This is a genomic window from Streptomyces sp. SDr-06 (genome assembly GCF_003324565.1).
GTDB lineage: Bacteria > Actinomycetota > Actinomycetes > Streptomycetales > Streptomycetaceae > Streptomyces.
Window position 1 is genome coordinate 1 of record NZ_QOLA01000020.1, and the last position, 24,265, is coordinate 24,265.

The following is a 24,265-nucleotide window of genomic DNA, read 5'->3' on the forward strand; positions in this document are numbered from 1 at the left end:
CAACATCGGTGACCTGGAGGCCTCCGAGCAGGTCTTCGACCTCCTGATGGGCAACGAGGTCGCGCCCCGCAAGGAGTTCATCACCAGCTCCGCCGCCACCCTGGACCGCTCACGCATCGACGCGTGAGGCTCTGTGGCGTGCTGTCCTGCGCTGCCGCGCTCGGTCTGTGTCGAGGGAGGAAGAGACCCACGTACAGGCCGGGAACGGCGAGTTGGCGACGAGGGGTCCGGCGAGGTGCGGACGGGGCGTTGGGCAGTCAGTCACCGTCGGAGTTGTGGCGACGCTCGTTCTCCTCTTGGAGACGGCGAGCCTTGTCGTGGAAGACCTGGCGTATCGCGGGGTCTTGGGCGCGAAGGGCGGCGGCGTCGAGCTCCTTCACCTGGGCAAGCACCTGTGCGGCGCTGCGGTCTCCGAGTCCGTCCGTGGTGCTCATGGCTACTCCAGGGGGCTTCGGGGGAGGGGTTCCCTCAGCGAACCAGGCGTACGGACGTGGTGCACGTCGAGCGGCTACTGGCGGTGACGGCTGTGTCCGAGAGGCCGAGGACGCAGGTGGGGACGGATGAGGGGCCCGGCGCCTCCGCGGGCCCCGCAGCGTCCCGATCGCGCTCGGTAGCGCCTTGTGCCCGCACGTCAGGACGCGGGAGTTGTCGTGCGGTGCTCGCAGGGGCGCCTCGTAGAGCCTGACGTGTCCTGAACTGCCGGGTGGGCGGGCCCAGTAGAGGGCGGCGGAAACGGTGAGCTTCGTCGGGCGGGAGGATTCGATGGCCTGCTCCACTCGGGCCCCGCGGGCGCCGGCACCGGACGCGCGTTGGCCCTGACGCCGATGGGAGGACGGCGTCAGGGCCGATGAACACGAACCGCCCGGAGGCGGGAGGGAGGTTCCACGTGTTGCTGTACTCAACGTCCGGGCCGCCCCGAGGTTACGGCCGCTGCCGGTACGGGAGCACCGAGAAAGGGCGGTGCGACGCCTGAAGGGGGCCTCCAAAGCATCCGGCGGAGCACAGAGGCCGCCCCGGGGCGGGCCCTGAGGCGGCGGGCACGGGACGCGGCGGGTTGTGGCGCTTGCCGGGGCGTGTCACGGTGAAACGACGGGCACGGCAGGCGAGGGCGGCCGTGCCGAGGGCCGGGTGCTCTCGCAGGCTCTGGGCATCTCGTGAACGAGTGGACCACGCCGATTCAGGCGGGACGATTTCCAGAGCCTTGAACTGATCTGGCGAATGCCCTCAGCCGCCGCCGTCGCCGTGCGCGTGGTTGAACGCGAACCTCTGGTACCCCCGCATCGCGCCGCCAGGAGCCGCCCTCCTGTGCCTGCGGCACGCACCGGGCCGTGAAGTCGACGCGGCCGCCCCCGAGCCGCCCGGAGGCTTGGTGCAACCGCGTGGACGCGTGCCGACGTCTTGGACGACGCCGGCCGGGGCCCCTGCCCCCCGTCCCACGGAGGTTCACTTGGAGATCATGATCCTGCCCCGCAGCAGCGAATGGGCGGACCTGACCCACGACGCCAGGGAACTGGCGGCCCGGTACGACCTGGGTGAGTTGCAGAGCTCCTTCCCGATCAAGGTCGGTCTGCGCCGCAAGAGTGTGCGCCGGGTCTACGTGTTCTATGCGGGTGTGGTCTGGCAGGACCCGGGTGCGCCAACGGAGGCCATGCGCTGGGCCGATGTCGGGGACTGGCGCGAGTCCACGACGGCGCATTACCAGAACGGCATGTACTCGTATACGGACTACTCCTACACGCTGACGCGGACTGATGGTGTGTCACTCAAGCTGGCGAGTACCTTCCACGACGGACGGATGAAGAAGCCACCGGTCGACACGTCCGGGCCTCCCCAGGCATATGCCTGCTCGGAGCTGTGCCGGATGGTGTGCGCCCATCTCGCTGAGACCAGGCTGCCTGGCACGCTGCAAGCCGTCCAACGCGGAGAACCGCAGGTCTTCGGCGGCATCACCTTGGCGCAGGACCGGATCGAGGTCGCGGGCGACAGTCTTTCCTGGGGCCTCGTGGAGGACCTGGGCGTGCGCAAGGGTGCGTTCCAGGTGACCGGCGGCGGCCGCCGCCGGCCGCTGTCCCGGCAGGTCTCCGACATCCCCCGCTTCACGCTGATGAAGGCCACGGCCGAAGCCCTCTTCCAGCACCACGGGAACCTCCCCCGGATCGGCTGAGGACCACGGCAACAGCAACGGGGCGCACCATCGGACTCATCGCGGCAGTCGGCCCGGCCACCGGGCAGCCCGCTCAACGGGCGCGCACGGCGGGGGCTCACATGCCGACGAGCCCGGATCCATGACGCGGATCCGGGCCCTGGCCACCGAGTAACGCGGTGGGTCACTCAGGTCGTGTCGGCTGCTGCCCGCTGTCCGACTTGCGGAGCAATACCGCCACCGCCAGCCCGGCGGTGACCACCGCGCACAAAACCGCGAGCGTGGTCGCGCCCGTGAACGAGCTGCCCAGGCTGTCCCTCAGAAGGTGTACGGAGGTGAACCGCGCGCCCACCGCATGAACCACCGCGGTGGCGACGGCCGCGGCCGCGCCCAGCGCCCAGACCCAGACGGGGTCGTGCAGGGGCAGGAGGCAGGCCAGGATCAGACAGATCGCCGCGATGCCCATGGACGCGTACGCCGCCGTGTTTCCGGACCGCGCGGCCGTGATGTCGGTCGGCAGATGGATCACGCCGATCATCAGCAGGGCGGCCGCGGCCGGCCAGCGAAGCACGGACCGCAGAGCCGGCACTCTAGCCGCCCCCGCAGTCGCCGGGGCTGCCTCGGGGGCAGGCCTGCCGACCGCAGGCGCGGATGACGGCGGCGGAGGGGCTCCGGTCGGAATCGCCGCCGCCTTGGGCGCGTCCTGGTCCGGCGACGCGGGGGACTGCGGACCGAAGGGACGCGGAGGCGGCTCCTGATGCGGCGCCTCGCGCTCAACGGATGCGTCAGCCCCCGGGCGGAAGCTGTTGATCAGCTCCGCCACCTCTTCGATGGGCCGTTCCGCCGCGGCCGCGCGCAGAGCCGTATCGGCTTCGTCGTCCGTGTGCGGGGGCTTCTTGAGGAGAGAGATCAGCTGGCGCACGTCGTCCAGCGGGCGCGAGACGGCAGCCATGTGGAGCGCCTCATCACCTGGCCGTGGTCGTTCACCAGTCTGGTTGAGGAGGTGCGCCAAGGAGGCGACCTCATCCAGAGGCCGGGACATGGCCGCGGTTTGGAGCAGAGTCAGATGGGTCGTGTCGCCCGTGTCGATCGGAGCCGGTTCGTCCGATATGGGGCTGGGAGCAGATGCCATGAAAGGTTCCTTTGCCGAAGTTGCTTGAGAGACCACTGCGGCAGCCCGTATGTGCTGTCTGGTACACACATCTGGGTTCCATCACAACGGACAGGCACCACCCCTGCCATTCCTGCCGGACCGCCGCCGAGCGCGTGCGCCGCCCCCTGCGACCTCCGGGCCGGGGCGCGTCAAACCTGGAGGAAACCCGCTTCGGCGCTGCTCCGGCAACGGCTTTCGCAGCCTTCGAAGCCCGCTCCAGCAGGGCCTCGGAGTGGACCGGCGATTGTCCGAGATCTCCGGGTGGGGCTCGGCCACATGGGTGGCGGGGAGGGGACGGCGAGTGGCTGTCCGGCGGGCGGTCGCACGGCCGGGGACGTGCCCGCCACGGCCTCCTCGCCAGGTAGTCCGGCCGCGACTCGCATGCCGTCCGGGCGCGGCCGTACCGCGGAACGCCGCATCGGTCGTGAGCGAATCGCCCTGCGGCCCGGACATGACCAGGTCCTCGACCGGCCCACCGGGACCGGCGTTGGCCACTCCGTGCGCAGTGCGGGTGTCGAACTCGGCCGGCTCTGCCGATCGTGCGTGTGAGGTAGGAGGCAGATCATGCGCGTTGGCCGTTCCGCGGCAAATCCCTTGAGCGGCACGAGAGTTGTGTCCTGACGGGCCAGCAGCGCGCGAGCGGCATCGTCAGGGAAGGGGCCGGGTCAGTGACTTGGCGGCGCGGTTCATTGGTCCTTGTGGCGTGCGTAGTGGCGGGCCACGCGGGCGCGGTTGCCGCAGGCCGGTCCGCAGAACTCCTGTCGAGGGTGGGCCTTGAGAAAGAACTGGAGGCACGCGGGGGCCTGGCATGGCCGCAGGGCTTCGCGGCGCTCACCGGCGAGGAGGGCAATCGCGTCGCGAGCGACGGCAGCCAACTCGATGTCGGCGGCCGACCCTGCTGGGGCCGACTTCTCCTCGATCCCCGGTTCGTCGGTGAGCTCGAGCCACGACGGCGCCGCGGCCGAGGCCTGGTTGACGATCGCCCGTGCCTCGGGTGGGTAGCCCGCTCCCTCGGATGCCGCCTGGATCAAAGTGCGTACGGCGTCCCGGAGTTCGGTGAATCGGGTCCGGTCGGCGTCGGCTCCACGCTGGTCCAGCCATGCGTCCAGGCCGTCCTGTCGACGGCCGCGGACAGCGTAGATGGTGTTGGCCAGTTCGAGGGCGAGGGAGGTTCCGGCATCCATAGCCTAATGATATCTGAGATCTGAATCCATTAGGAGGCCCTTGACGCCGTCACTTAACGGTCGTAGCTTCATTTCACCATTAGGTACCGCACTGAAGTCCCTTCGGCACGTGCCTCCCGCGTGCCCTTCTCCAGGAGTGAGCCCATGACTGCCCGCGCCCTCATCGTCATTGATGTCCAGGACTCGTTCCGCAACCATCCGCTGTGGAGGACCGTCAGCAACCCGGACATCGTCGACGACGTCAACCGGCTCGTGGACCACGCACGAGCCCAGGGAGACCTGGTCATCTGGTGCCTGCACACCGAGCCCGGCACCGGCATGGTCTTCGATCCGTCGTCCGGACAGGTCGCCTACCAGCAGGGACTGCGCGAGCCGCTCCCCGACGAGCCGCAGATCCGCAAGACGTCCATCAACGCGTTCACCACGACGAACCTGCAGCAGATCCTCACCGAACGCGGCATTTGCGACCTCGCCATCTGCGGCATCCGCACCGAGCAGTGCTGCGAGACCACCACCCGGGTCGCCGCAGACCTGGGGTATCGGGTCACCTTCGTGGTCGATGCCACCGCCACCAACCCGATACCTCACTGGGAGGCACCCGCCGGCCGCACCCCCGAGGAGATCCTCGCCGACCCGCGGACTCTGAGCGCCGAGGCGGTCATCGAGCGGACTCTGTTCGCGCTCGCCGGACGATTTGCCTCCATCAAGAACATTGACCAGGTCGTCGCAGAGGAAGCCGAAGCCGCTGTACCGCGCTGAGTGGTTGAGGTCTCCGGGGCCGGTGGAGAGGGAGCGCCGGACGAGGTGCCGCGTTCACCAGGTACCGGGACAGCAGGCAGACCTGCCGGGGGCTTCCAAGGCCCTTTGCTGAGCGACCCGTTGAGATAGAGAGGTAGGGGGAGCGGCGCGATGCGTGTCACCCGTGCCAGTCCGGCGATGATCATGAGGCCCGGCCCCCGGGCGGGTGCGCCCAGGGTGGCCCGGTAGCCTCCGCCCGTGATCAAAGGCGAGGGCGCGGGCCGTGTCGGTGGCGAGCTTGAGGCGCAAGGGTGGGGCTGCACGCGGTCGTGGGTGGTGAGGGGGCTCGCTGCCGGGGAACGTATCGAGGGAGTCACCCGGCTGCGGGGCGGCTGGACCTCGGAGATGCGACGGCTGAGCATCGTCGGTCCGGGCGGGCGCCGTGGCCTGGTGTTGCGGTCGTTCGTGAAGCCCTTCTACGTCCGTCACGCCGAGGGCCTGCTGGCGCGCGAGGCCGAGGTCCTGCGCCTGCTCGGCGAGACGGATGTGCCCGCGGCCGTGCTCGTGGATGTGGACGCCGCGGCGACCCGCTGCGACCACCCGTCCCTGCTGATGTCCCTGCTGCGCGGGACCGTCCGTGTGGACGGCGACCGAGTTGAGCAACGCGCCGATCTGTTGGCCGACCAGTTGGTTCGCATCCACCAGGTCGAGGTCACCGCCGAGTCGAGGCCGCGGGTGTGGCAGCCGTGGACCTCGTCGGAGCGAGTGACGCCTCCCGAGTCCACGGGGCGGCCGGAGCTGTGGCGGCGCGCTGTCGATGTCATCCGGCAACCGCCGCCCGCCTACGAGGCTTGCTTCCTTCACCGGGACTTCCACCCCGGCAATGTTCTCTTCGACGGTGACGGCGACGACATCCGGATCAGCGGTGTCGTGGACTGGGTGGAGACCTCGTGGGGTCCCGCCGACCTGGATGTGGCCCACTGCTCGACGGCCCTGGCTCTGCTCCACGGCGTTCCCCTGGGCATGAGCTTCGCCGACCGGTATGCCGCGGCCGGAGGTCTGCTCGCGGATCGGGCCGCGGCGCACCTGTACTGGCGCATGCTCGACGCGTTGGCGTTCGCGCCCGACGCCGAGAAGGTTGCCGTCCCCTGGCGCGAACTGGGGCGTTCGGATCTGACTCCTGCCCTGCTGGCCGACAGACTCGAGGAGTATGTCCTGGCCCTCTTTGAGCGCTACGGGTGAATTCCGGTGTCGGCGCAGCGATCGCCACGAAGAACCTTGGCGGAGCCCAGTCCGGGTTCTGCCGCGCATCCCGGCCTGCGAAATCTGCCCGGACGAACACAAGTTGACGTGCAATGCCAACAAATCGCTCGGTTGGAATGCGGGCGTTTGAGCCGCTGCGGCAGGGCGGGTGAGGGGCTGCTCTCTTCCGTCCGTAATCCGGCGAAGCGAGCAGGGGCGCCCCAACTGCCGCTTCTGATAGGCGTGGTTGGCGAGTTCGTCTTGGCCGTAGTGGTCAATGAGTGGTCAAGATCAGACCATGCATTTCTGTTTGCCGGGCCAGGTGCAGGCCAATTCCGATCCAGTCGTCAGTAATGGGCCGCCAGGCATTTACCTGCTCTGGCCCTGGTCTGTCCGTCCCGTTCACACCCCCGTAACGAGTTGGGTGAACGAACCCGAGGTCACACCTGTTGACCGGTGCTCATCAACTCTGGTTTGCTTCCGCCCGGCGAACGGTGACACCACAGCCCGTGGTGACAGTTCGTTAGATGAATGGGGTTCGCGTTTCGGTCCGGGGGCTTACTTCCCTGTCTGCGGAGAGAGCAATTCCCCGCGAAAAGGCCACCGCATGCCCAGGGGGAATCCCCTGGGCGATTCGCGGCGCTGCTTTTCGCTGCTCTCTTCACGCGGATATTTCGGCGGGGTGGCGAGTGTCTGTTCAGGGCGTGACCCGGTATGCCGTTCGCCAAAGACCAGCCGAGCGGTCACGCCCGTCGATCGACGCGTCGTGACCGGTACGAGAGAGGCACCCCCACCCATGGGTATCCCCCATATATCAAGAGCCGCGCAGCGGACCGCCCTGACCGGGCTCGTCTCGCTGGCCTTCGCCACCACCGGCCTGGTCGCGGCCGGTTCGGTCCAGGCCGCCGACGCGTCGGCCTCGACCACCCCCCACGTCAAGCGGCTCTGCTCGCAGCCCACCAAGCACCGCGTGATGGCCTGCAAGGCGCTCGCTCGCACCGACATCGTTCAGCCGCACGCGCTCACGGTCAACGCGGTCTCGCCGCTCGCCGTGCCGTCCGGTTATGGTCCGTCCGACCTGCTGAGCGCGTACAACCTGCCCGCGAACGGCGGTGCGGGTGCAACGATCGCCATCGTCGACGCCCAGGACGACCCGAACGCCGAGTCCGACCTGGCCGCCTACCGCAGCCAGTACGGCCTGCCCGCCTGCACCACGGCCAACGGCTGCTTCAGCAAGGTCGACCAGACCGGTGGCACCAACTACCCGACGGCGGACGCCGGTTGGGCGGGTGAAATCTCCCTGGACCTCGACATGGTCTCGGCGATCGCCCCCAACGCGCACATCCTGCTGGTCGAGTCCAGCACGGCCAACATGAGTGACCTGGGCACCGCGGTCAACACCGCCGTCGCCAAGGGCGCCAAGTACGTGTCCAACAGCTACGGCGGCGCCGAGGACTCCAGCGACCTCACCGCTGACAACCAGTACTTCAAGCACCCCGGTGTCGCGATCACCGTCTCGGCGGGCGACTCCGCGTACGGCGCCGAGTACCCGGCGGCCTCCCAGTACGTGACCTCCGTCGGCGGCACCGCCCTCAAGCGCGACTCCAGCGCCCGTGGCTGGTCCGAGTCGGTGTGGCACACCAGCAGCACCGAGGGCACCGGCTCCGGCTGCTCGGCGTACGACCCCAAGCCCACCTGGCAGGCCGACAGCGGTTGCTCGAAGCGCGCCATCTCCGACGTGTCGGCCGTCGCCGACCCGGCCACCGGTGTCGCGGTGTACGACAGCTACCAGGCCAGCGGCTGGAACGTGTACGGCGGCACCAGCGCCTCCGCGCCGATCATCGCGGGCGTCTACGCGCTGGCCGGCACGCCCGGCACCGGTGACTACCCGGCGAAGTACCCGTACGCGCACACCGGCGCGCTCAACGACGTCACCACGGGCAGCAACGGCACCTGCTCGCCGAGCTACCTGTGCACCGCGGGCACCGGCTACGACGGCCCGACCGGTCTCGGCACCCCGAACGGCACCACGGCCTTCGCCACCGGTGGCAGCACCGGCGGTGGTACCGGCGGCAGCGCGCTGGCCAACGGCACCTTCGAGACGGGTGACCTGAGCGGCTGGACCGCCACCGGCTCCGCCACCGCCAGCACCGACGCCGCCCACACCGGCAGCTACGGCGCCCTGGTCGGCTCGACCAGCCCGACCAACACCTCCTCCATCGCCCAGACCTTCACCGCGCCGGCCGGCAGCTCCAAGGTGTCCTTCGCCTACGACATGACCTGCCCCGACACGGTCACCTACGACTGGGCCACCGCGACGCTCAAGGACAACACGACGGGCACCACGGCGACGGTCCTGCCCAAGACCTGCACCAACGGCGCCGGTTGGAAGACCGTCTCCGGCTCCCTGACCGCGGGCCACAGCTACACCCTCACGCTCACCAGCAAGGACGACGACTACGCGGGTGACGAGACCTACACCTACTACGACGACGTGACCGTCTCCTGACGCCAGGCTGACGTGTGACGCCAGTGGCGCCCGCGGGCCCCTTTCCCACCGAAGGCGGGGGAGGGGCCCGTTGTCCGTGGCACGGCGCTTCGGCTCCCCGAGGTGCCCAGCACGACCGCGGGGCGAGCCACATCGCGTGCCATGAACTCGTACCGACCGTCGCCGCCATCGTGGTGGGCAGCCGCTGACATCCAGGACCGCTAATTCGCCTTTTGCAGGCCGCCCCAGGTACGTCCGGCCGCTGCCGCCCACTCCTCCAGCAGGCGGCGCGCCTCTGCCTCGGGGGCGGCCAGCCAGACCTTCTGCGAGCCGCCGTGGGTCGGCGTGCTGGAGGTGTCCCAGTCAACGCGGCCCGTGCTGCAGCAGGCGCACAGCATGTGAAAGCTGCTCGCCGGCTCGGCGCCGTAGTCCCGGGCGAAGAAGGAATCCACCAGCGCCTGCACATCGGATGGCGCGGCCGCGTTCACGCTGACCCGCAGGGTCGGCAGCTCGGAGGCCTGCAGGAGCAGCAACTCGTCGAAGACCGAGACGCTTTGACCGTTGAACGTCCGCTCGCCCGTGGGCTCTCCATCGTGGACGACGATCTCCCCGAAGCGGCGGCCCTCGGTCGCCGGTACGTTCATCACGCGCCCGCGCGTCGGGCAGAGGCGCTGAATCCACACCACCTCCCGCTCTCCGCCGGTGTCCAGCCGCACGCATGCGGGCCCGAAGGAGGCGTTGATCTCCCCCGTGCCCTCCGGCATGGGGATTCCGAAGCCCTCCCACGCGTCGCGGGCGGTCGCCCAGTCGCCCTGGATGGTGGCGGCGATGCCCAGGTTCCAGAACGCCGGATCCTGCTCGCCGCGTGGCGACCGGGCGGCGGCCTCGCGGCCCAGCTCGTAGGCCTTCGCCCAGTTCCGCAGGAACTTGTGGGCCAGAGCCGCGTCGTACCACCACACCGCGCTGGGTTTCTCGTCCGGATAGTGTGCGAGGACCTGCTCGTACAGCTCGGCGGAGCGCAGCCACTCCTGCGCCTCCCACGCTTCCCGCGCCTCTTTGACGATCTTCCTCGCCTCGGACTTCTCCACGTTCCGTGCCCCTCCCTGGGATGAGGCCAGGAGTCTCGCACGTGTACGCGAAAGGCCGACGACGACCCGGTGCATCCGGCTTGGCGCCGGGAGGTCACCTCGGCGTGGGGTTCGCCGAGCCGTACGCAGGAGGTCGGCTCAGCGGGGCTCGCCGAACCAGTGCGCGAGCGCCGGTTCCGGGTTGTCCGTGCCGGCCCAGCACACGTAGCCGTCCGGCCGGATGAGCATGGGCTCGGTGTCGGCGCCCTGGCCCGCCCGGTCCACCCGGTCCGACCAGGAGTCGGCGACCTTGGCATGGGTGTCGGCGGGGTCCAGCAGGATGCCACGGCCGGACCGCAGCAGTTCGTGCACGCGGACCGGGCCGAGGTCCAGGTCCGGTGCGGGTCGGCCGACGAGCGGGTGGAGCCCGGTGCCCGGCATGGGGTAGCGGATGGCCATCCCGGACATCAGGTCGGCCAGATGGTTCTGGACGTCCGGCAGTTGGGCCAGGGCCCTGAAGGTCTCCCGGGCGGCCAGCACCTCGGGATCGCGGGTGCCGGCCCAGTCCATCAGCAGGCTCTGGGCGCGGACGTTGCGCAGCGCGGCGGCCCCGGCCGGATGCCGCTCCGCGTGATAGGTGTCGAGCAGATTCTCCGGTGCCCAGCCGTGCACGGCGGCGGCGAGCTTCCAACCGAGGTTGAACGCGTCCTGTATGCCGGTGTTCATGCCCTGGGCGCCGAGCGGAAGGTGTACGTGGGCGGCGTCGCCCGCGAGGAACACCCGTCCGTGCCGGTAGTGCTCGACCTGCCGGGACGCGTTGGTGATGCGTCGGGCGTAGCGCAGTTCGCTCAGCTGCACGCGCGATCCGAACACGGTGCTCAGTCCGTGGCGGATCTCGTCCTTGGTGACCGGGATCTCCCTGGGCAGCGACCTGCCCGGCCCGCCGAGGACCAGGCGGCGCAGCGGCCTGCCCTGGGGATCGGTGCCGAGCGGGAACAGCGCCGCCCAGTGCCCGTCCTCGTTCCAGGTGTGCGACGTGGAGGGATCGGCGCCTTCCAGTCGCACGTCGGCGGCGATGATGGTCAACGTACCGGGCTGACCGGGGAAGGCGGCCCGCAGGAGCGAGCGCACGGTGCTGTGGGCGCCGTCGGCGGCGACGAGGTAACGGGAGCGGACGGTGGCGCCGTTGGCGAAGGTCGCGGTGACCTGGTCATCGTCCTGGACGAGGCCGACCAGTTCGTGGTTCCGGCGGGCGTGGAGGCCGCGCGCGGCGAGGTGCTGCTCGAAGAACCCCTCGATCACCACCTGGGGTACGGCCCGCCAGGGCAGACGGTGCCGGTCGGGATCGTGCGGGAGTGGGACACCGGCGAAGTGGCCGGTGGTCACGGGATGATCTCCGGTGGCCAACAAGGGCTCCAGCAGCCCGCGTTGGTCGAGCCCCTCCAGCGTGCGAGACTGCACGCCGCCTGCTTTGGACAGGTCGCTGCGCTGGGGCAGCTTGTCGACCAGAACGGTCGACACTCCGGTCATCAAGAACTCGTTGGCCAGCGTCATGCCGGTCGGGCCGGCGCCGACGATGAGTACATCGGTGTCCATGGACTCTCTCCTTGGGTGTGTCGATCGGGACGAAAACAACCCTGCGCCTACCGAACGGCCCTAGCCAGAAAGGGAGTTGATTGTGCAGGAATCTGACGTCGCGTAGGCTCGGCCCGGTGGAATCCGACTTCGACGAGCTGGATCGACGGCTCGCCCATGCCCTGCAGATCGACGGCCGCGCGCCGTTCAGCGCCATCGCCGAAGCCCTGGGCGTGTCCGATCGCACCATCGCCCGCCGGTACGCCCGGTTGCGGTCGGCCGGGGTGGTGCGGGTGCTGTGCGGGGTGGACTCCACCGCGCTGGGCGCCGTCCTGTGGTTCCTGCGGGTGCGCTGTGCGCCCGCAGCCTCCCTCCCGGTCGCGGAGGCGCTGGCCGGGCGCCCCGACACGTCCTGGGTGAGCCTCACGTCCGGCGGGACCGAGGTGACCTGTGTGGTCCGTGCCGAGAGCGAGGCGGACAGTGAGGCGCTGCTGCTGGCCAAACTGCCGCGCACCCCCCGCGTGGAGGGCGTGACCGCGCACTCCGTGCTGCACGCCTTCTACGGAGGGCCGGACAACCTGGTGGGCAAGCTCGGGTCGTTGGACGCGGAGGCGATCGAGCGGCTGCGCCCGCCCCCGATGCCGCACCGGCCGGGACCGGTGCGGCTCGACGACGGCGACCGCAAGCTCCTCGCCGTGCTCGCCACCGATGGTCGGGCCGGGTTGGAGCAGTTGGCCAAGGCGACCGGCTGGTCGCCGTCGACGGTCCGGCGCCGGATGACGGAGCTGTGCGAACACGGCGTGCTCTACCTCGACATCGACGTCGACTGGCGCATGTTCGGCATGCGCGCCCGAGCCCTGCTCTGGCTCTCGGTCGCACCCGCACACCTGGAGGAGGCCGGGCAGGCCCTGGCGGGCCATCCGGAGATCGCGTTCGCCGCCGCCACGACCGGGCCGACCAACCTGTACGCGAGCGTGGTGTGCGCGGACCAGCGGGAGCTGTACCGGTATCTGACCACCCGGGTCGCCGCGCTCCCCGCCATCACCCACCTCGAAACCGCGCCGGTGATCAGGTCCGTCAAGCAGGCGGCGAACCGGACGTAACAGCCCAGCAGCCCCGCTGACCCGATCCCGCGATGTGCGCGCGGCTGTCATATCCCGTCACCGTGGGCCCACTTGGGCGTCCGGGTCCGTCTCATGGGCGTGCGATAGGTTGCCCGCCATGACTGGAATCGGACCCGTCCCCTGGCCACCTGCCCCGATAGGGACCGAACGGCTCGTGCTCCGCGAGTCCCAGGCCGGGGACCGCGCGACCTTCATCGAGCTGTTGGCCTCGCCAGAGGTGCACACATACCTCGGCGGCCCCCGACCGCGCGACGAGCTCCAGCGCGACATGCCGGAGGTGCCCGCTCGCTGGCCCGGAAGCTTCGTCGTTGAACTCGACGGGGCGATGATCGGCCAGATCCTGCTCAGGAAGGCAACGGAGCACCGGCGCCCGGCTGCGGTGGGGAAGGCCGATCTGGGCTACCTGTTCCTGCTGCGCGCCTGGGGTTTCGGGTACGCCACGGAAGCATGTGGAGCGGTGCTGGACTGGTTCGACGGCGTCCTTCCCGGCGAGCCGGTGGTGCTCGCGACCCAGACCGCCAACGCGGGGTCGATGCGCCTCGCGGCGAAGCTGGGGTTCACCGAGGTGGAACGGTTCCAGGCCTGGGGTGCCGAGCAGTGGCTCGGTCTGCGGTCACCGGTCATGCCGTCCCAATGATCGTGGGCGGGCGCCCGCAGAGCAGGGGTTGTGCACCGCGCCCGCGGCGCCGTCCGAACCTGTACTCAGGTGTCGTACGGCGCGCTCCCTGAAAACCCTTTGCCCCACGGTCCTCCGGCTTGGTGGGATGCAGGGGCTTGACAGGGGGAGGGGACGGTTTGGCGGTGTTCGGGTGTGCGGGCTGTGGTGCGGTCCTGACGGCTGCGGTGTCGGAGGTGGCGTTGCCCGTCCACCTCGCCGGCACCCACTGGGAGGAGCTGCATCCGCCTCTGCTGGAGTCCGGGTCGTACGCGGTCGACCCCGCCCCGTACGGCCCGCCGTGGCGGCAGTGGGACGAGGTCGGAGCATGCGAGGCGGCGAAGCGGGGGTACTTCGCGCCGTACGGCGCGCTGCCCGACGGACCGCCCGGCAGTGTGCTCCTCGCGCCCGGCGACATGCGCGCCACCGGGCTGATCCTGGAACGGGCCGGTGGCTACTGCAGGGGGATCGACGGGAGGGACGGGCCGAATCTCGCCTGTCTGGGCTGTGATCTGCCGGTAGGTACGAGGATGGACGATTGCGGGTGCTGGCAAGTCGTCCGGCTGATCGCGCAGGAGGTGGTGCGGCTGCCCGCCCCGCCGGAGCGGCCGATCATGGATTGGGCGGAGCTGCTGGCCACCGGCGCGCTGTGGCACCGTTTGAGCGAGTACCAGGACATCCCGGCGGGCGTGGCGCTCGCTCATGTGGTGGTGGCTGCCGGGGGCGCGCCGGTCGAGGCGGTGCCCGGGCCGGTCGCCGAGCTCTTCGGCCGAGCACTCGGCGCTCTCCCGCCCGCCGGGGGAGGTGTGAAGCGGCTGGGCCTGGGCGGGCCAGGATTCGGTGAGTCGGCAACTGATCTGGTGCTCGTGCCCGTTCACCCCCAGACCGGAGAGATGTGGCAACCGCGGGGCGGTGCGGTGCCGGTGCCCATGGACGCGGCGCTCTGGGCCGAACTCGCCTTCCCGCCCCACCGGGCCCGGCTGCCCGTGGTCGGCGGGCTGCCGACGGGCGTGGAGCGGGACGACCCGTTGCCACCGCACCCGCAGTGCCGATGGCAACCGTCCAGGAAGGCGTTCCGGTACACGCTCGCGCGGCTGCCCGCCGTGAGAGAGCCCTGGCTGCGGGCCATCCACGGGGGAGGCTACTGATCCGTCACGAGGAGTGCGGGCCGCCCCGAGGCTCCTCCTCACGTGGGCGTCGTCAGCCCCGGCACTGGGCGGAATCGGTGATGCGGAGCTTGTCCACGGTGCCGATGGACGGGGCGTAAAGGGTGGCTCCGGGTTTGACGCAGGTGGTTCGGCCGTTGGTGAAGTGCAGCAGGGCGCCGTCGTCATGGCGCGTATTGACGACGTACTCGGCGCCCCGGCTGCGGGTCAGCGTCTGCCAGCCCGAGGTGATGTCCTTGAACTTCCCGACGCCGTCCTCCCCGACGTAGAAGCAGACGTACGGGTAGCCGCAGTCGAAGCCCGATGAGGTGGCCGCCGAGGCGGAGGAGGCGGGCGCAAGGAGGACAGCGGCGGCCGCCACCGCTCCCGCGACCGCCACGATGCCGCGTACCTGAAAGGTCATCAGTAGTCCTTCGTGCATACGGTGTTGCCCGACCAGTAGCCGCAGGCCCACGCCTTCACGTCCTTGTCGTTGATCATGACGCTGTAGAACGTGCCGCTGCCGTACGTCGTGTACTTCTTGCCCTGGCTGTTCTTGATCTCGATCTTCGAGCCGGACGGGGCGCTGATCTTGAAGCGGCCCCAGGCCGCCCGGCACGACGGGCTGTAGCGCAGCTCCATTGCGTCGATGGGAGCCTGATTTCCGGCCACGGTGCGGGCGTCGTTGGCGCACGTCGTGGCGGTGGGGTTCTTGCCGTTGCAGGTGGCGCCCAGGCAGCTGGTGGCCGCCGAGGCGTTGGGCGCGGCGACCAGGCCGGTCGCCAGGAGTGCTCCGGTGCCCAGCAGCACGGCGATGCGGTGCTTCATGACGTACCTCTCAGACAGTGGGGAGGGAGTGGTCCCGGCGGGGCGCCGCGGCGCCCCGCCGGATGTGGGGCAGGGCGTGATCAGCTGCTGGCCGCGGCGGTGCAGGCCGCACTGCCGCCGCACCAGGCGATGTCCCAGTGGTTGCTCTCGCGTGCGTAGACGTTGCCCGCAGAGGACCGGTAACGGGCGGCCCCGTCGCCGCGGGTCGCGATGTGCGTGAGATTGTGGGTGATGTAGTTGCTGACGCAGGTGTTGGGGTTGATGTCGGACTTGTAGCCGTTGTAGTGGCTGTAGGTGCCGGAGGCGTGTCCCACTTCGGTGCCGCCGGTGACGTTGATGGCGCACTTGCTGGCGCTCTTGAGGGTTTTGAGGCCGGTCACGGTGGCCTGGTTGATCTGGTCGAACGACGTGCACGAGGAGTTCGAGCGGGTGGTGCAGTTGCCGCTGGAGGACCAGGTGATTCCGGCGGCCCGCAACTGCGACGCCGCCTCCGACTGGGAGAGCTTGGTGACGGCGAAGGCGTTGCCGGGCAGGGCCAGTACGACGGCCGCGCCGAGGGCGCCGGCGGTCAGGGACAGGCTGCGTACGCTGGGCATGGGTGACTTCCTTCCGTGGCAAGGCGGAGGTGAGGAGGGATCTCCCCGAGGGGTCGCACAGGAGGGTACGAGCGGGACGCGAGGGGCGCACGGGTCGATCCGGCCGTCCTGACGCAGTGCGCGGGGCGTACGTGCCCTCGATGGGCGACCGGCTCCCGGGGTGCGCAGACGGACGTTCCCTGTCCCGTGGAGCGCTCAGTACCAGTGCGGGGAGCGGGACTTCCACGTGCTGTAGGCGTTGCAGGGGGTCCCGTAGCGGTCGCCGATGTATTTGAGGCCCCACTTGATCTGGGTGGCGGGGTTGGTCTTCCAGTCGGCTCCGGCGGTCGACATCTTGGTCCCGGGCAGCGCCTGAGGGATGCCGTAGGCGCCGCTGCTCGGATTGGTGGCGTACACCCTCCAGTTGCTTTCGCCGACCCAGAGGCTGTTCAGGCAGTCGAACTGCGCGGAGACGCTCCAGCCGTGGGTGGAGAACTGCTTCTGCGCCATGATGCGGGCCGTGCGCGCCACGCCCATCGAGGACATCGTCGCGGCCCCGGCGACGCCGTCGGCGTTGAGCCCGTGGGCGCTCTGCCAGTGCTGGACGGCTGACTTCGTCCCGGCCCCGAAGGATCCGTCGGCCGTCACGCCGGCCTTGGTCTGTACGGCCTGGACTTGGCGGTGCAGGGCCAGTTCGCTGCGCTCCCCGTACGTGCCGTCCTCGTCCAGGCCGTTGTCCCGCTGGAAGCCCTTGAGGGCGGTGTGCGTGGCCGGGCCGTCGGATCCGTCGACTCCGCTCGGCGCCAGGTAGCCGAGGCCCGCCAGGTTGGCCTGCTCGGCGCGGACCTGGTCGAGGGCGTACGCATGCGAGGTGCCCAGGGCGGGGACGAGCAGGGCCGCCGCGGTCACCGCGGTGACGAGGGCCGGTATTCGGACAGGGGAAATCGCTCTCACACAGGGCTCCTTGAGGAACAAAAACGGGTGTCGGTGGGGTGCAGGGGTGTTCTGCCGCGACGTGTCCGGCGCTGCGGGACGCAGATTCCGGGGCGTGGCGACACACCCCTGACCCGGTGTTGATCAATGCCGAGGTGGTGACCGTGGTCTTACTCGTAGTGGCACTCGGGCATGCCCGCCGGCGGGTCGTGCGGCGTGTTGACGTTGCCGCCCCAGGACCAGGCGTCGTAGCGCGTACCGAGCCGAGGGTCGGTGACGCGGCTCATGCGGTACCACACGTCGGTGTGGTGTCCGCCGGAGTTGACGTCCGTGCCGTGGTAGTAGCAGTCGATCTGGACGGGGTCCTTCGCCGTGGTGATGCCCACCCGCTGGAGCGTGGTCGAGGGGCCGATCCGCAGGCTGCTGTTGGCGTCGACGGAACTCGTGTAGGAGTACGTCGCGTTGGCGGGGGCGGCGAGGGCGCTCCCGGAGGCCGAGAGGGCCAGCAGGAGACCCGCTGCGGCCGCCCCGGTCAGCGCTCGGCCGTGGGGGACGAAGGGCGTGGGCATGCTTCCAACTCCTGTCTCGTTCGGGGTGAGGGACGACGGAGCGCTGCTGGGTGGGCAGCGAACGGGGCTGCGGGGCCGGTCAGTAGCGCACGGTGGCGTCCCAGCTCTTGCCGCCGTTGTAGGTGTAGATCGCGTTGGAGGTGATGCCCTTGTCGTTGACCATGCGGGTGTACACGTTGACGCTGCCCGACCTGGGAACGGACGCCGTGTAGCGGTCGCCCCGGTCGTTGTTGACCTCGATGGAGCCGGGGCCCCGGCTCGTTTGGAGGCGCGCCCAGGCGGCTCGGCAGGACGGGCTGTAGCGCAACTGGATGTTGCCGCTGCCGTTGCCGACCTCGACGGTCTTCGCGTCGTTGGCACAGGTGGTCTTGTTGGGGTCGAGGCCGTTGCAACTGCTGCCGTAGCAGCTGGTCGCGGCCGATGCCGGAGCTGCGGCCACGACTCCGCCCCCCAGGAGGGCCGTTGTGGCCAGGAGCGCGCCGACTATGCGTTTCACGGGTTCTTCCTCTCCGTCGCGGATCCAACGGCCCGAAGACTAGGAGGGGGCGGTACGCCGGGACGTCCACTACCGGTTGGAACTCTGCTCGCCCGCGTGTACACCGGGCAGTTGACCCGCGCACCGCTCTCGACCGCACGGTTGAGGCCGGATGCAACCAGGGGGTGACATGGTCCGCCCGGCCCGGCGGACGGCCGAGCAGATCAACCGCAGGTTGGACGACTGCCGCGTCGCATCCTGCTTACGTTCCTGCGATGAGACCGACACCGCGCCTGCGCCAGGCGCTCTTCGACAGTGCGCTGTGCCTCGGCGTCGCCGTGAGCGGCTGCGTGGCGGGCACGGAGTACCAGCCCCCGGGCTGGAATCCGTTCGACGCGCGGGCGTATCTGCTCACCTGCCTCGTCGCGCTGCCCATCGCCGTGCGACGCGCCCTGCCGGTGACCACCTTGGTCGGTTGCTGCCTCGCGTACTCGCTGTTCCTGGCGGTCGGGTACCAGCCGTCGGTCAACTGGTGGGCGGTGGTCGTCGCCCTGGTGGGCGTGGCCGCCCGGTGTCCCGCGCGGGTGGCCGCGGCCGGCGCCGCGCTCGCTGCCGCGGTCGTGCTGCAGAGCGGGTTCGCGGGTCATCTGGGGCTGCCGTTGACTGTCGGCCAGGCCCTGCTCGTCCCCTCCGTCTGTCTTCTGTTCGGCCGCGGCCAGCGCGAACTGGCCTTGCGCAACCGCGAGTTGAGGCGTTTGACCGAGGCGCTGGCGCACGAGCAGCGCGAGCAGGCGCGGCGCGCTGTGATCGACGAGCGGCTGCGCATCGCGCGCGAATTGCACGACGTGGTGGCCCACCACATGTCGGTGATCTCGGTCCAGGCTGGGCTCGCCGAGTATGTCTTCGCCTCGGACCCGGTCACCGCCCGCTCGGCGCTGTCCACGATCGCGGGTGCCAGCCGTGAGGCGCTGCACGATCTGCGGCGGCTGCTCACGGTGCTCCGGGTCGACAGCGAGACGCACGACGACTCGGCCGCGCCGCTGGGCCCGCTGCCGGAACTCAGCCGCGTCGGGGAACTCGCCCAGCGAATCGAGGCGGTAGGGGTGACTGTCGAAATCCGGACGACGGGGATGGCGCGCAGGCTCGATCCGGGTCTGGAGGTGTGCGCCTACCGGGTCCTCCAGGAGGCCCTCACCAATGTGGTCAAACATGCGGAATCGGCACGAGTGGAGGTGCATATCGCCTACGGCAAGGACGAGTTGAGCATTCTGGTGCGCGACGACGGGGGCACAGGGAAACCGGCCATCGCCTCCCGAGGGCCGGGACATGGCTTGATCGGTATGAGAGAACGCGTGAGGATCTGCGGCGGCAGGCTGTCCACCGGGCCGCTGAGTGAAGGGGGATTCGAAGTCCGCCTCTCCCTTCCGACCAGCTCGGCGCCCCCGGAAGACGCATGAGCCTGTCCGTGACGGCATTCGAGGGGGACGACCGTGACCAATGTGCTAGTTGTCGACGACCAGGACCTCATCCGGGCGGGCATCGCCGCTCTGCTGCGTGCCGCACCCGGGTTCGACGCGGTCACGGAGGCCTCGGACGGCGAATCGGCGGTGGCCGCGGCGCGGGCCCACCGTCCCGACGTGATCCTCATGGACATCCGGCTGCCGGGCATCGACGGCATCACGGCAGCCCAACGCATCCTGGCCGGGGACCCCGTGGCACCTCCGCGCATCATTGTCCTGACGACCTTCGATGTCGACGAGTACGTGTACGCGGCTCTCCGCGCCGGGGCGAGTGGATTCCTCCTGAAGGACACCCCGCCGGAACGGCTCATCTCCGCCGTCACGACCATTGCCGCCGGGGACATGCTCTTCGCCCCGGCGGTGACCCGCCGCCTCATCGAGGCCTACACCCTGCGCCCCGACGAGCCCCGCCTCGACCACCCCGGGCTGTCCCAGCTCACCAGTCGCGAGCGGGACGTGCTGCAACTGGTGGCCAAGGGGCTCACCAATGACGAGATCGCCGTGGAGCTCGTCGTCAGCGAAGCCACCGTCAAGACCCACCTGCACCGCACCATGACCAAACTGAGGCTGCGCAGCCGCGCTCAGGCGGTCGCCGTCGCGTACGAGGCCGGTCTGGTGGTGCCGGGAAGGGGCCGAAGCCGTCGTGAACCCGGCGCCGGACCCGAGGCGAGCGGCGTAGCCCCGAGCCCCGCCGCGCCATCACCCCGGCCGACGGCCGAAGACCCGTTCACAGCGCCCCCTGTCGGGAGGGACGCGGCAGCATCGCCGAACGCGGCCCCGCAGGATGCCGGCACCCGCGCGAACAGGCCACGCCACGGCTCCACTTACTCCGGTCAGCCGTCCCTGAAGGACTTTCCGAACCCCTTCTCCGGGATCGCGCCCGCGCAGTGACCGGGCCCAACAGCTGAATCGGCGGAGTGGGGCACAAAGGGGTCTGGGCGACGGTCTCCGTGTCACGCCCGGCGGCCCACCTGGATGTCGAGTTTGGACGCTCGGGTGCGGGCGCCACCGGGAGAGCCCCGGCGGATGTTCGCGATGTCGGCTCTGCCGGAGCGCCCTCGCTACCTCCGCTGTTCGCCGCTGTCTCGTGTCCAGACCGCCACGGTCCGCCAGCTGCCGTCGAGGAGCTGGTGGGTCAAGGTGATGCTCGCCGTGGGGTGGCTGCCGTAGCTCCCGATGTGAGCGCGCCAGACACGTTCGGCCGTGGCCAGGTCGGCCCAGTCGCCCGTGACGACCGGGCCGTCCGGCACGAAACGCAGGGTCACCCGGTACGCCGCCGGTCTCTCCCCCTTCATGTCAGCGCCCACAGTGCGGGCAGCGGTCGCTGCGGCGGCCGCGCGTCTCGACCACCACCCCGGCCTCCCGCATCCGGCGCAGCTGGTAGGCGATCGAGCCGCTGCTGGAGAGGCCGACCGCCTCGCCGAGCTCCCGCACGGACGGGGCCTCGCCGTACTCGGCCACCCACCGGCGGGCGCACCGCACGATCTCCTCCTGGCGTGGGGTCAGCCCGTCAAGCCCCCTCATGCCGCTCTCGTCTCCCGCTCTTGGGCGGCGCGCGCCTGCCGACGCAACTCCGTACGCGCGGCCGAAGAGCGGCCTGCCCTGCTCCAGTACGGGTGGCCGGCGATCCGGCAGGACAGCACCCGCAGCCGCCGACGCAGCACCGTACGGAACGGCGCGCAGGCCAGCGCCTCGTACGTGCGATTCCAGTCGCGCTGCAGCTGGACAAGGTCATGGGGAAAGGTTCGCGCCATGACTGAAATTAGACCACGTGTTCGAATCAGTGCGCACGCTCAGACACGCCCACCATCTCGGGGCGATCGCCTACCGTCGGCTCGGCCGAGGGGCGGGATCGGTCCCGAGTGGGGTCAGAAAATGGAGTGCTCCGCACTGGCCGACCGGCTGTGACGGGTCCGAAGCGATGGGTGAGCCCGCGGCCGGAGTTTCCTTGCGCATGCGGCGCACGGGTTTCAGGCCCTCAGTTCGCCGACAGAGGCTGCCCCCAGGGGGCGGTCCTCGGGGGCGAGCCTTAGCGCAGGGCTCCGGCCGCGCGTACCTCGGCGAGGGCTTGGCGTGCCAGCGGGCCGAAGTCCTCGCTGTTGTTGGGCTCGATCCACCGATCGTAGGCGAGCTCCCAGACGAGCGCGCCCAGTTGAGCGGTCACGCGTGCGGGCAGGTGGGGGACCCCGCGGCGGTTGAGGGCCTCGACCATCGAGGCGGTGAGGTCGATCCTTTTGAGGGCTTCGCGCTCACGCAGTTCCGTATGGGCGTTCAGTACGGACTGGCGTCGGGCGCTGAACTCGCGGCGGTCGAGGGTGAAGAACGTCCGGCCGAGCGCGTCGAGGGCGTGTGCCACCGCGTCGAGCGGCCCGGCCGTCGGCGGCGCCGAAGTGAGCCCTTCGACGAGCAGGTCATTCACCGTGCCCCCGCCGAAGAGCACTTCGCGCTTGTCCGGGAAGTACCGGAAGAACGTGCTCTTCGTGAGTCCCGCGCGCTCCGCGATCTCGATCACGGTCGTGTTCTCGTAGCCCTGCTCCTCGAAGAGGTCGAGGGCCGCGGCGGCGAGTCGTCCTGGTGCATCGGGTTGCCAACGAGCCATGGAGGCAGTCTACGGGACTTGGTCCCATCACTCGTGTACGGTCGATGAGACCAAGTCCCATCACTGTCCGGGAGAGGTCACCGATGAGCAGAGCTGTCCGTTACACGCGTTTTGGCGGTCCCGAAGTACTCGAAGTGCAGGAGATACCCGAGCCGCACGCCGCACCGGACGAGGTTCGCGTGCGGGTCACTGCCGCCGGGCTGAATCCGATGGATTGGCAGATCACCTCGCAGCCCGACATGGCGGCGCGCTTCGGCATCACCTTGCCGGCCGGGTTCGGCAGCGACTTCGCCGGAGTGGTGGACGAGGTGGGTGCCGAAGTCGAGGGATTCGCCACCGGGGATCGGGTGTTCGGGGCTGCGATCGGCCGGTCCGTCGCCGGTTTCGTGCTGGTCAAGTCGCCCGGGGCACACCTGTGGCCCACCCCGGACGGTGTCGGCGACGAAGTGGCCGCCACGCTTCCGGTGTCCGGTCTGACGGCCGCCGCCGCGCTCGCCGCGATCGGGCTCAGTGCCGGGGACACTGCACTGATCGGCGGGGCGGCGGGCGGCGTGGGCATCTTCGCCGTGCAGCTGGCGAGGCTTGCGGGCGCCCGGGTGCTCGGCACCGCCTCCGAGGGCACATTCGGATTCCTGCGCGGGCTCGGCGCCGAACCCGTGGCATATGGCCCCGGCCTGGCGGACCGGGTGCGGGCCCTGGCACCTGAGGGGATCACCGCCGCGACCGACCTGTTCGGACGGGAGACGGCGGAGACCGCGCTCGAACTCGGCGTGGCACCGGAGCGGATCTCCGTCGTGGCCGACGGCCCTGCCCCGCCTCCCGGCGTGCACGTGGCGGGCGCGCTCGACGCGGCCCCCGGCACTCTGGAACGGATCACCGACGCCATCCATGCGGGCGAGATCACGGTGCCGATCGCGGCCACCTTCCCCATCGAGCGGATTCGCGAAGCCGTGACGACACAGGCCGAGAGGCATGTGCACGGCAAGATCGTGATCGCCCTGTGAATCGGCGCAAGGTGGAATCAGCGGTCAGGGCCAACGGCCAAGCGGTATAGGCCGTGCAGCCCGCAGCTTGACGAGGTCGTGTGCGGTTGGCGATGGTCTCCGGCTATGCCGTGATCATTGAGAGCGTGCGAGGGCCGGGGCTCGCGCAGTGAGCACCCGACATCAGCGGGGCACCGGGCTTGCCCCTCAAAGGAGGCAGCAGCGCGGGCGAAAAACCTGTTGCTGGGGAAGTGCAGGGGCGGCATGGTCCGTCCATGCCTTCTCCTCATGGTTTCAGCTATGACGTGCGCCCCGACGGAACCGTCCTGATCCTTCATCACAACCGGGCCGCCAGTACGCTGCGCGGCAGTCGGGCCGAGCAGTTTCTCGCCGAGTGCGAGGCCGGTGATCCTCAGTTGGTGATGGCGCGTTGGACGGGGAACTACAAGCGAGGCAACGAGCGCGCGGCGCGCAACCATCCGCGCAACCGGAGCTGACTCGATCCCGGCGCGCCGGCACCGTCCGGCCGAGCGGCCCCTCGGGGCAACTTCCCGAAGAACGCGACACGCGGCGGGAGTTTCGTACACACCGCCAGCTTCGTACACACCGCCGTATCGGACTTTGAGTGCTGCTCGCCTCAGGAAGAGGAGAGGGGGCGCCGTTCTTCGTGCCGGTGACCGTCAGCGCAAGGAGTCCTGGCGTACCTTGACGCCGCCGACGAGCGAGTACGCGCGCACCGAGACCACCGCGCCACCGGGCTCGCCCTCCAGGCCGCGGCTGCGACCGCCGAGCAGGGAGAACCCGCTGACCTCGACCGCCGTACCGGCCGGAACCGTCAGGTCGACCCCGCCGAACACGGAGAAGGCGTCGACCTCGGCGGAGGCTCCCTCGGGGTAGGTGAGCTCCGCGCCGCCGACCAGAGCCGCCTTCACCAGGCGGGTCGAACCGGCCGGGAGGGTCGCTTCGGTGTGGTCGAGCTTGGCCCCGCCGACGGCGGCGACGTGCACGGTGCGCTCCCGTGCCTGGAAGGCGCCGCGGTGCTTGAGGCCGCCAAGCAGGGACAGGCTCCACTCGGTGCGACGGGCGGGGGACTCGGTGTTCTTCGTGATCTCCATGCCCCAAAAATTACGTCCGCGCCCCTGCTCGTCAGCAGTGCCTGCGGGCACCGACTCCGCATGACAAACGTCATCGTCCGCGGATGACGCGTGCGCACTCCCGTGGCGACGGGTGCCCTCTGCCCTCTTGCAGGAGCCAGTGGTGCTGGCCTTG

26 protein-coding genes and 1 pseudogene are annotated in these 24,265 nt (G+C 70.1%); 11 read left to right on the forward strand and 16 right to left on the reverse strand.

What is annotated here, in order from left to right; all coding sequences use genetic code 11:
* Positions 1-257 precede the first annotated feature (257 nt).
* Positions 258-434: a DUF6381 family protein gene (locus DT019_RS39855; RefSeq protein ID WP_189390063.1), complete on the reverse strand. Its 177-nt coding sequence runs from the start codon at positions 432-434 to the stop codon at positions 258-260.
* Between the two features lie 1,022 nt (positions 435-1,456).
* On the opposite strand from DT019_RS39855, the gene DT019_RS30140 reads away from it, so the two are divergent.
* Entirely contained in the window at positions 1,457-2,164 is a 708-nt protein-coding gene (locus tag DT019_RS30140; RefSeq protein WP_223279848.1) for a hypothetical protein, read from the forward strand.
* 163 nt (positions 2,165-2,327) lie between these two features.
* On the opposite strand, the gene DT019_RS30145 is transcribed toward DT019_RS30140, so the two are convergent.
* Positions 2,328-3,095, reverse strand: coding sequence for a hypothetical protein (locus DT019_RS30145; protein ID WP_147267363.1), 768 nt, complete (start codon positions 3,093-3,095; stop codon positions 2,328-2,330).
* 887 nt (positions 3,096-3,982) lie between these two features.
* Positions 3,983-4,480: a CGNR zinc finger domain-containing protein gene (locus tag DT019_RS30155; protein ID WP_114040128.1), complete on the reverse strand. Its 498-nt coding sequence runs from the start codon at positions 4,478-4,480 to the stop codon at positions 3,983-3,985.
* 144 nt (positions 4,481-4,624) lie between these two features.
* Between DT019_RS30155 and DT019_RS30160 the strand changes: the two genes are divergently transcribed.
* The 3 genes from DT019_RS30160 (at position 4,625) to DT019_RS30170 (ending at position 8,969) form a co-directional block, all read left to right on the forward strand.
* Positions 4,625-5,239, forward strand: a complete 615-nt coding sequence (locus DT019_RS30160) for an isochorismatase family protein (protein WP_114040129.1) — start codon at positions 4,625-4,627, stop codon at positions 5,237-5,239.
* A gap of 237 nt (positions 5,240-5,476) precedes the next feature.
* Complete coding sequence (locus tag DT019_RS30165; protein ID WP_114040130.1) at positions 5,477-6,460, forward strand: phosphotransferase family protein; 984 nt, start codon at positions 5,477-5,479, stop codon at positions 6,458-6,460.
* Between the two features lie 796 nt (positions 6,461-7,256).
* Positions 7,257-8,969, forward strand: coding sequence for a S53 family peptidase (locus DT019_RS30170; RefSeq protein WP_223279834.1), 1,713 nt, complete (start codon positions 7,257-7,259; stop codon positions 8,967-8,969).
* Between the two features lie 200 nt (positions 8,970-9,169).
* Here the strand turns inward: DT019_RS30170 and DT019_RS30175 are convergent, their stop codons facing one another.
* Complete coding sequence (locus tag DT019_RS30175) at positions 9,170-10,036, reverse strand: tetratricopeptide repeat protein (protein WP_114040131.1); 867 nt, start codon at positions 10,034-10,036, stop codon at positions 9,170-9,172.
* 138 nt (positions 10,037-10,174) lie between these two features.
* On the reverse strand, positions 10,175-11,611 hold the full coding sequence (locus tag DT019_RS30180; RefSeq protein ID WP_114040132.1) for an FAD-dependent monooxygenase: 1,437 nt from the start codon (positions 11,609-11,611) through the stop codon (positions 10,175-10,177).
* A 116-nt stretch (positions 11,612-11,727) separates the two neighbouring features.
* Here DT019_RS30180 and DT019_RS30185 point away from each other — a divergent pair, with 116 nt between their 5' ends.
* The 3 genes from DT019_RS30185 (at position 11,728) to DT019_RS30195 (ending at position 14,517) form a co-directional block, all read left to right on the forward strand.
* Positions 11,728-12,693: an Lrp/AsnC family transcriptional regulator gene (locus tag DT019_RS30185; protein WP_114040133.1), complete on the forward strand. Its 966-nt coding sequence runs from the start codon at positions 11,728-11,730 to the stop codon at positions 12,691-12,693.
* A 118-nt stretch (positions 12,694-12,811) separates the two neighbouring features.
* Positions 12,812-13,351, forward strand: a complete 540-nt coding sequence (locus DT019_RS30190; RefSeq protein ID WP_114040134.1) for a GNAT family N-acetyltransferase — start codon at positions 12,812-12,814, stop codon at positions 13,349-13,351.
* A 215-nt stretch (positions 13,352-13,566) separates the two neighbouring features.
* Positions 13,567-14,517 (forward strand): hypothetical protein, encoded by a 951-nt coding sequence (locus tag DT019_RS30195; RefSeq protein WP_223279835.1) that lies wholly within the window; start codon positions 13,567-13,569, stop codon positions 14,515-14,517.
* Between the two features lie 52 nt (positions 14,518-14,569).
* Here the strand turns inward: DT019_RS30195 and DT019_RS30200 are convergent, their stop codons facing one another.
* The 6 genes from DT019_RS30200 to DT019_RS30225 all read right to left on the reverse strand — a co-directional run bounded on the left by DT019_RS30200 (position 14,570) and on the right by DT019_RS30225 (position 17,915).
* Positions 14,570-14,938, reverse strand: coding sequence for a hypothetical protein (locus DT019_RS30200; protein ID WP_114040136.1), 369 nt, complete (start codon positions 14,936-14,938; stop codon positions 14,570-14,572).
* Positions 14,938-15,342: a DUF2690 domain-containing protein gene (locus tag DT019_RS30205; RefSeq protein ID WP_114040137.1), complete on the reverse strand. Its 405-nt coding sequence runs from the start codon at positions 15,340-15,342 to the stop codon at positions 14,938-14,940. The genes DT019_RS30200 and DT019_RS30205 overlap by 1 nt, the downstream gene beginning before the upstream one ends.
* An 80-nt stretch (positions 15,343-15,422) precedes the next feature.
* Positions 15,423-15,938 (reverse strand): hypothetical protein, encoded by a 516-nt coding sequence (locus DT019_RS30210; protein ID WP_114040138.1) that lies wholly within the window; start codon positions 15,936-15,938, stop codon positions 15,423-15,425.
* Between the two features lie 195 nt (positions 15,939-16,133).
* Entirely contained in the window at positions 16,134-16,871 is a 738-nt protein-coding gene (locus DT019_RS30215) for a peptidoglycan-binding protein (protein WP_223279836.1), read from the reverse strand.
* 149 nt (positions 16,872-17,020) lie between these two features.
* Positions 17,021-17,419 (reverse strand): hypothetical protein, encoded by a 399-nt coding sequence (locus DT019_RS30220; RefSeq protein WP_114040139.1) that lies wholly within the window; start codon positions 17,417-17,419, stop codon positions 17,021-17,023.
* A 79-nt stretch (positions 17,420-17,498) separates the two neighbouring features.
* Entirely contained in the window at positions 17,499-17,915 is a 417-nt protein-coding gene (locus DT019_RS30225) for a DUF2690 domain-containing protein (protein ID WP_114040140.1), read from the reverse strand.
* A gap of 254 nt (positions 17,916-18,169) precedes the next feature.
* On the opposite strand from DT019_RS30225, the gene DT019_RS30230 reads away from it, so the two are divergent.
* Together DT019_RS30230 and DT019_RS30235 are read left to right on the forward strand one after the other, a co-directional pair.
* On the forward strand, positions 18,170-19,351 hold the full coding sequence (locus DT019_RS30230; protein ID WP_114040141.1) for a sensor histidine kinase: 1,182 nt from the start codon (positions 18,170-18,172) through the stop codon (positions 19,349-19,351).
* 33 nt (positions 19,352-19,384) lie between these two features.
* Positions 19,385-20,041, forward strand: a pseudogene (locus DT019_RS30235) (response regulator); the annotation flags it as partial.
* Positions 20,042-20,475: 434 nt separating this feature from the next.
* Here DT019_RS30235 and DT019_RS30240 read toward each other — a convergent pair.
* The 4 genes from DT019_RS30240 to DT019_RS30255 all read right to left on the reverse strand — a co-directional run bounded on the left by DT019_RS30240 (position 20,476) and on the right by DT019_RS30255 (position 22,013).
* Positions 20,476-20,709 (reverse strand): hypothetical protein, encoded by a 234-nt coding sequence (locus tag DT019_RS30240; protein WP_114040143.1) that lies wholly within the window; start codon positions 20,707-20,709, stop codon positions 20,476-20,478.
* A 1-nt stretch (position 20,710) separates the two neighbouring features.
* On the reverse strand, positions 20,711-20,938 hold the full coding sequence (locus tag DT019_RS30245; RefSeq protein ID WP_114040144.1) for a hypothetical protein: 228 nt from the start codon (positions 20,936-20,938) through the stop codon (positions 20,711-20,713).
* A complete protein-coding gene (locus DT019_RS30250; protein WP_114040145.1) occupies positions 20,935-21,168 on the reverse strand; it encodes a hypothetical protein in 234 nt (77 codons plus the stop codon). The genes DT019_RS30245 and DT019_RS30250 overlap by 4 nt, the downstream gene beginning before the upstream one ends.
* A 275-nt stretch (positions 21,169-21,443) precedes the next feature.
* On the reverse strand, positions 21,444-22,013 hold the full coding sequence (locus DT019_RS30255; protein WP_114040146.1) for a TetR/AcrR family transcriptional regulator: 570 nt from the start codon (positions 22,011-22,013) through the stop codon (positions 21,444-21,446).
* 83 nt (positions 22,014-22,096) lie between these two features.
* Here DT019_RS30255 and DT019_RS30260 point away from each other — a divergent pair, with 83 nt between their 5' ends.
* Positions 22,097-23,017, forward strand: coding sequence for an NADP-dependent oxidoreductase (locus tag DT019_RS30260; RefSeq protein ID WP_114040147.1), 921 nt, complete (start codon positions 22,097-22,099; stop codon positions 23,015-23,017).
* A gap of 254 nt (positions 23,018-23,271) precedes the next feature.
* A complete protein-coding gene (locus DT019_RS30265; RefSeq protein ID WP_114040148.1) occupies positions 23,272-23,493 on the forward strand; it encodes a hypothetical protein in 222 nt (73 codons plus the stop codon).
* Positions 23,494-23,676: 183 nt separating this feature from the next.
* Here DT019_RS30265 and DT019_RS30270 read toward each other — a convergent pair whose 3' ends face one another.
* Positions 23,677-24,111, reverse strand: coding sequence for a hypothetical protein (locus DT019_RS30270; protein ID WP_114040149.1), 435 nt, complete (start codon positions 24,109-24,111; stop codon positions 23,677-23,679).
* Positions 24,112-24,265: the final 154 nt, after the last annotated feature.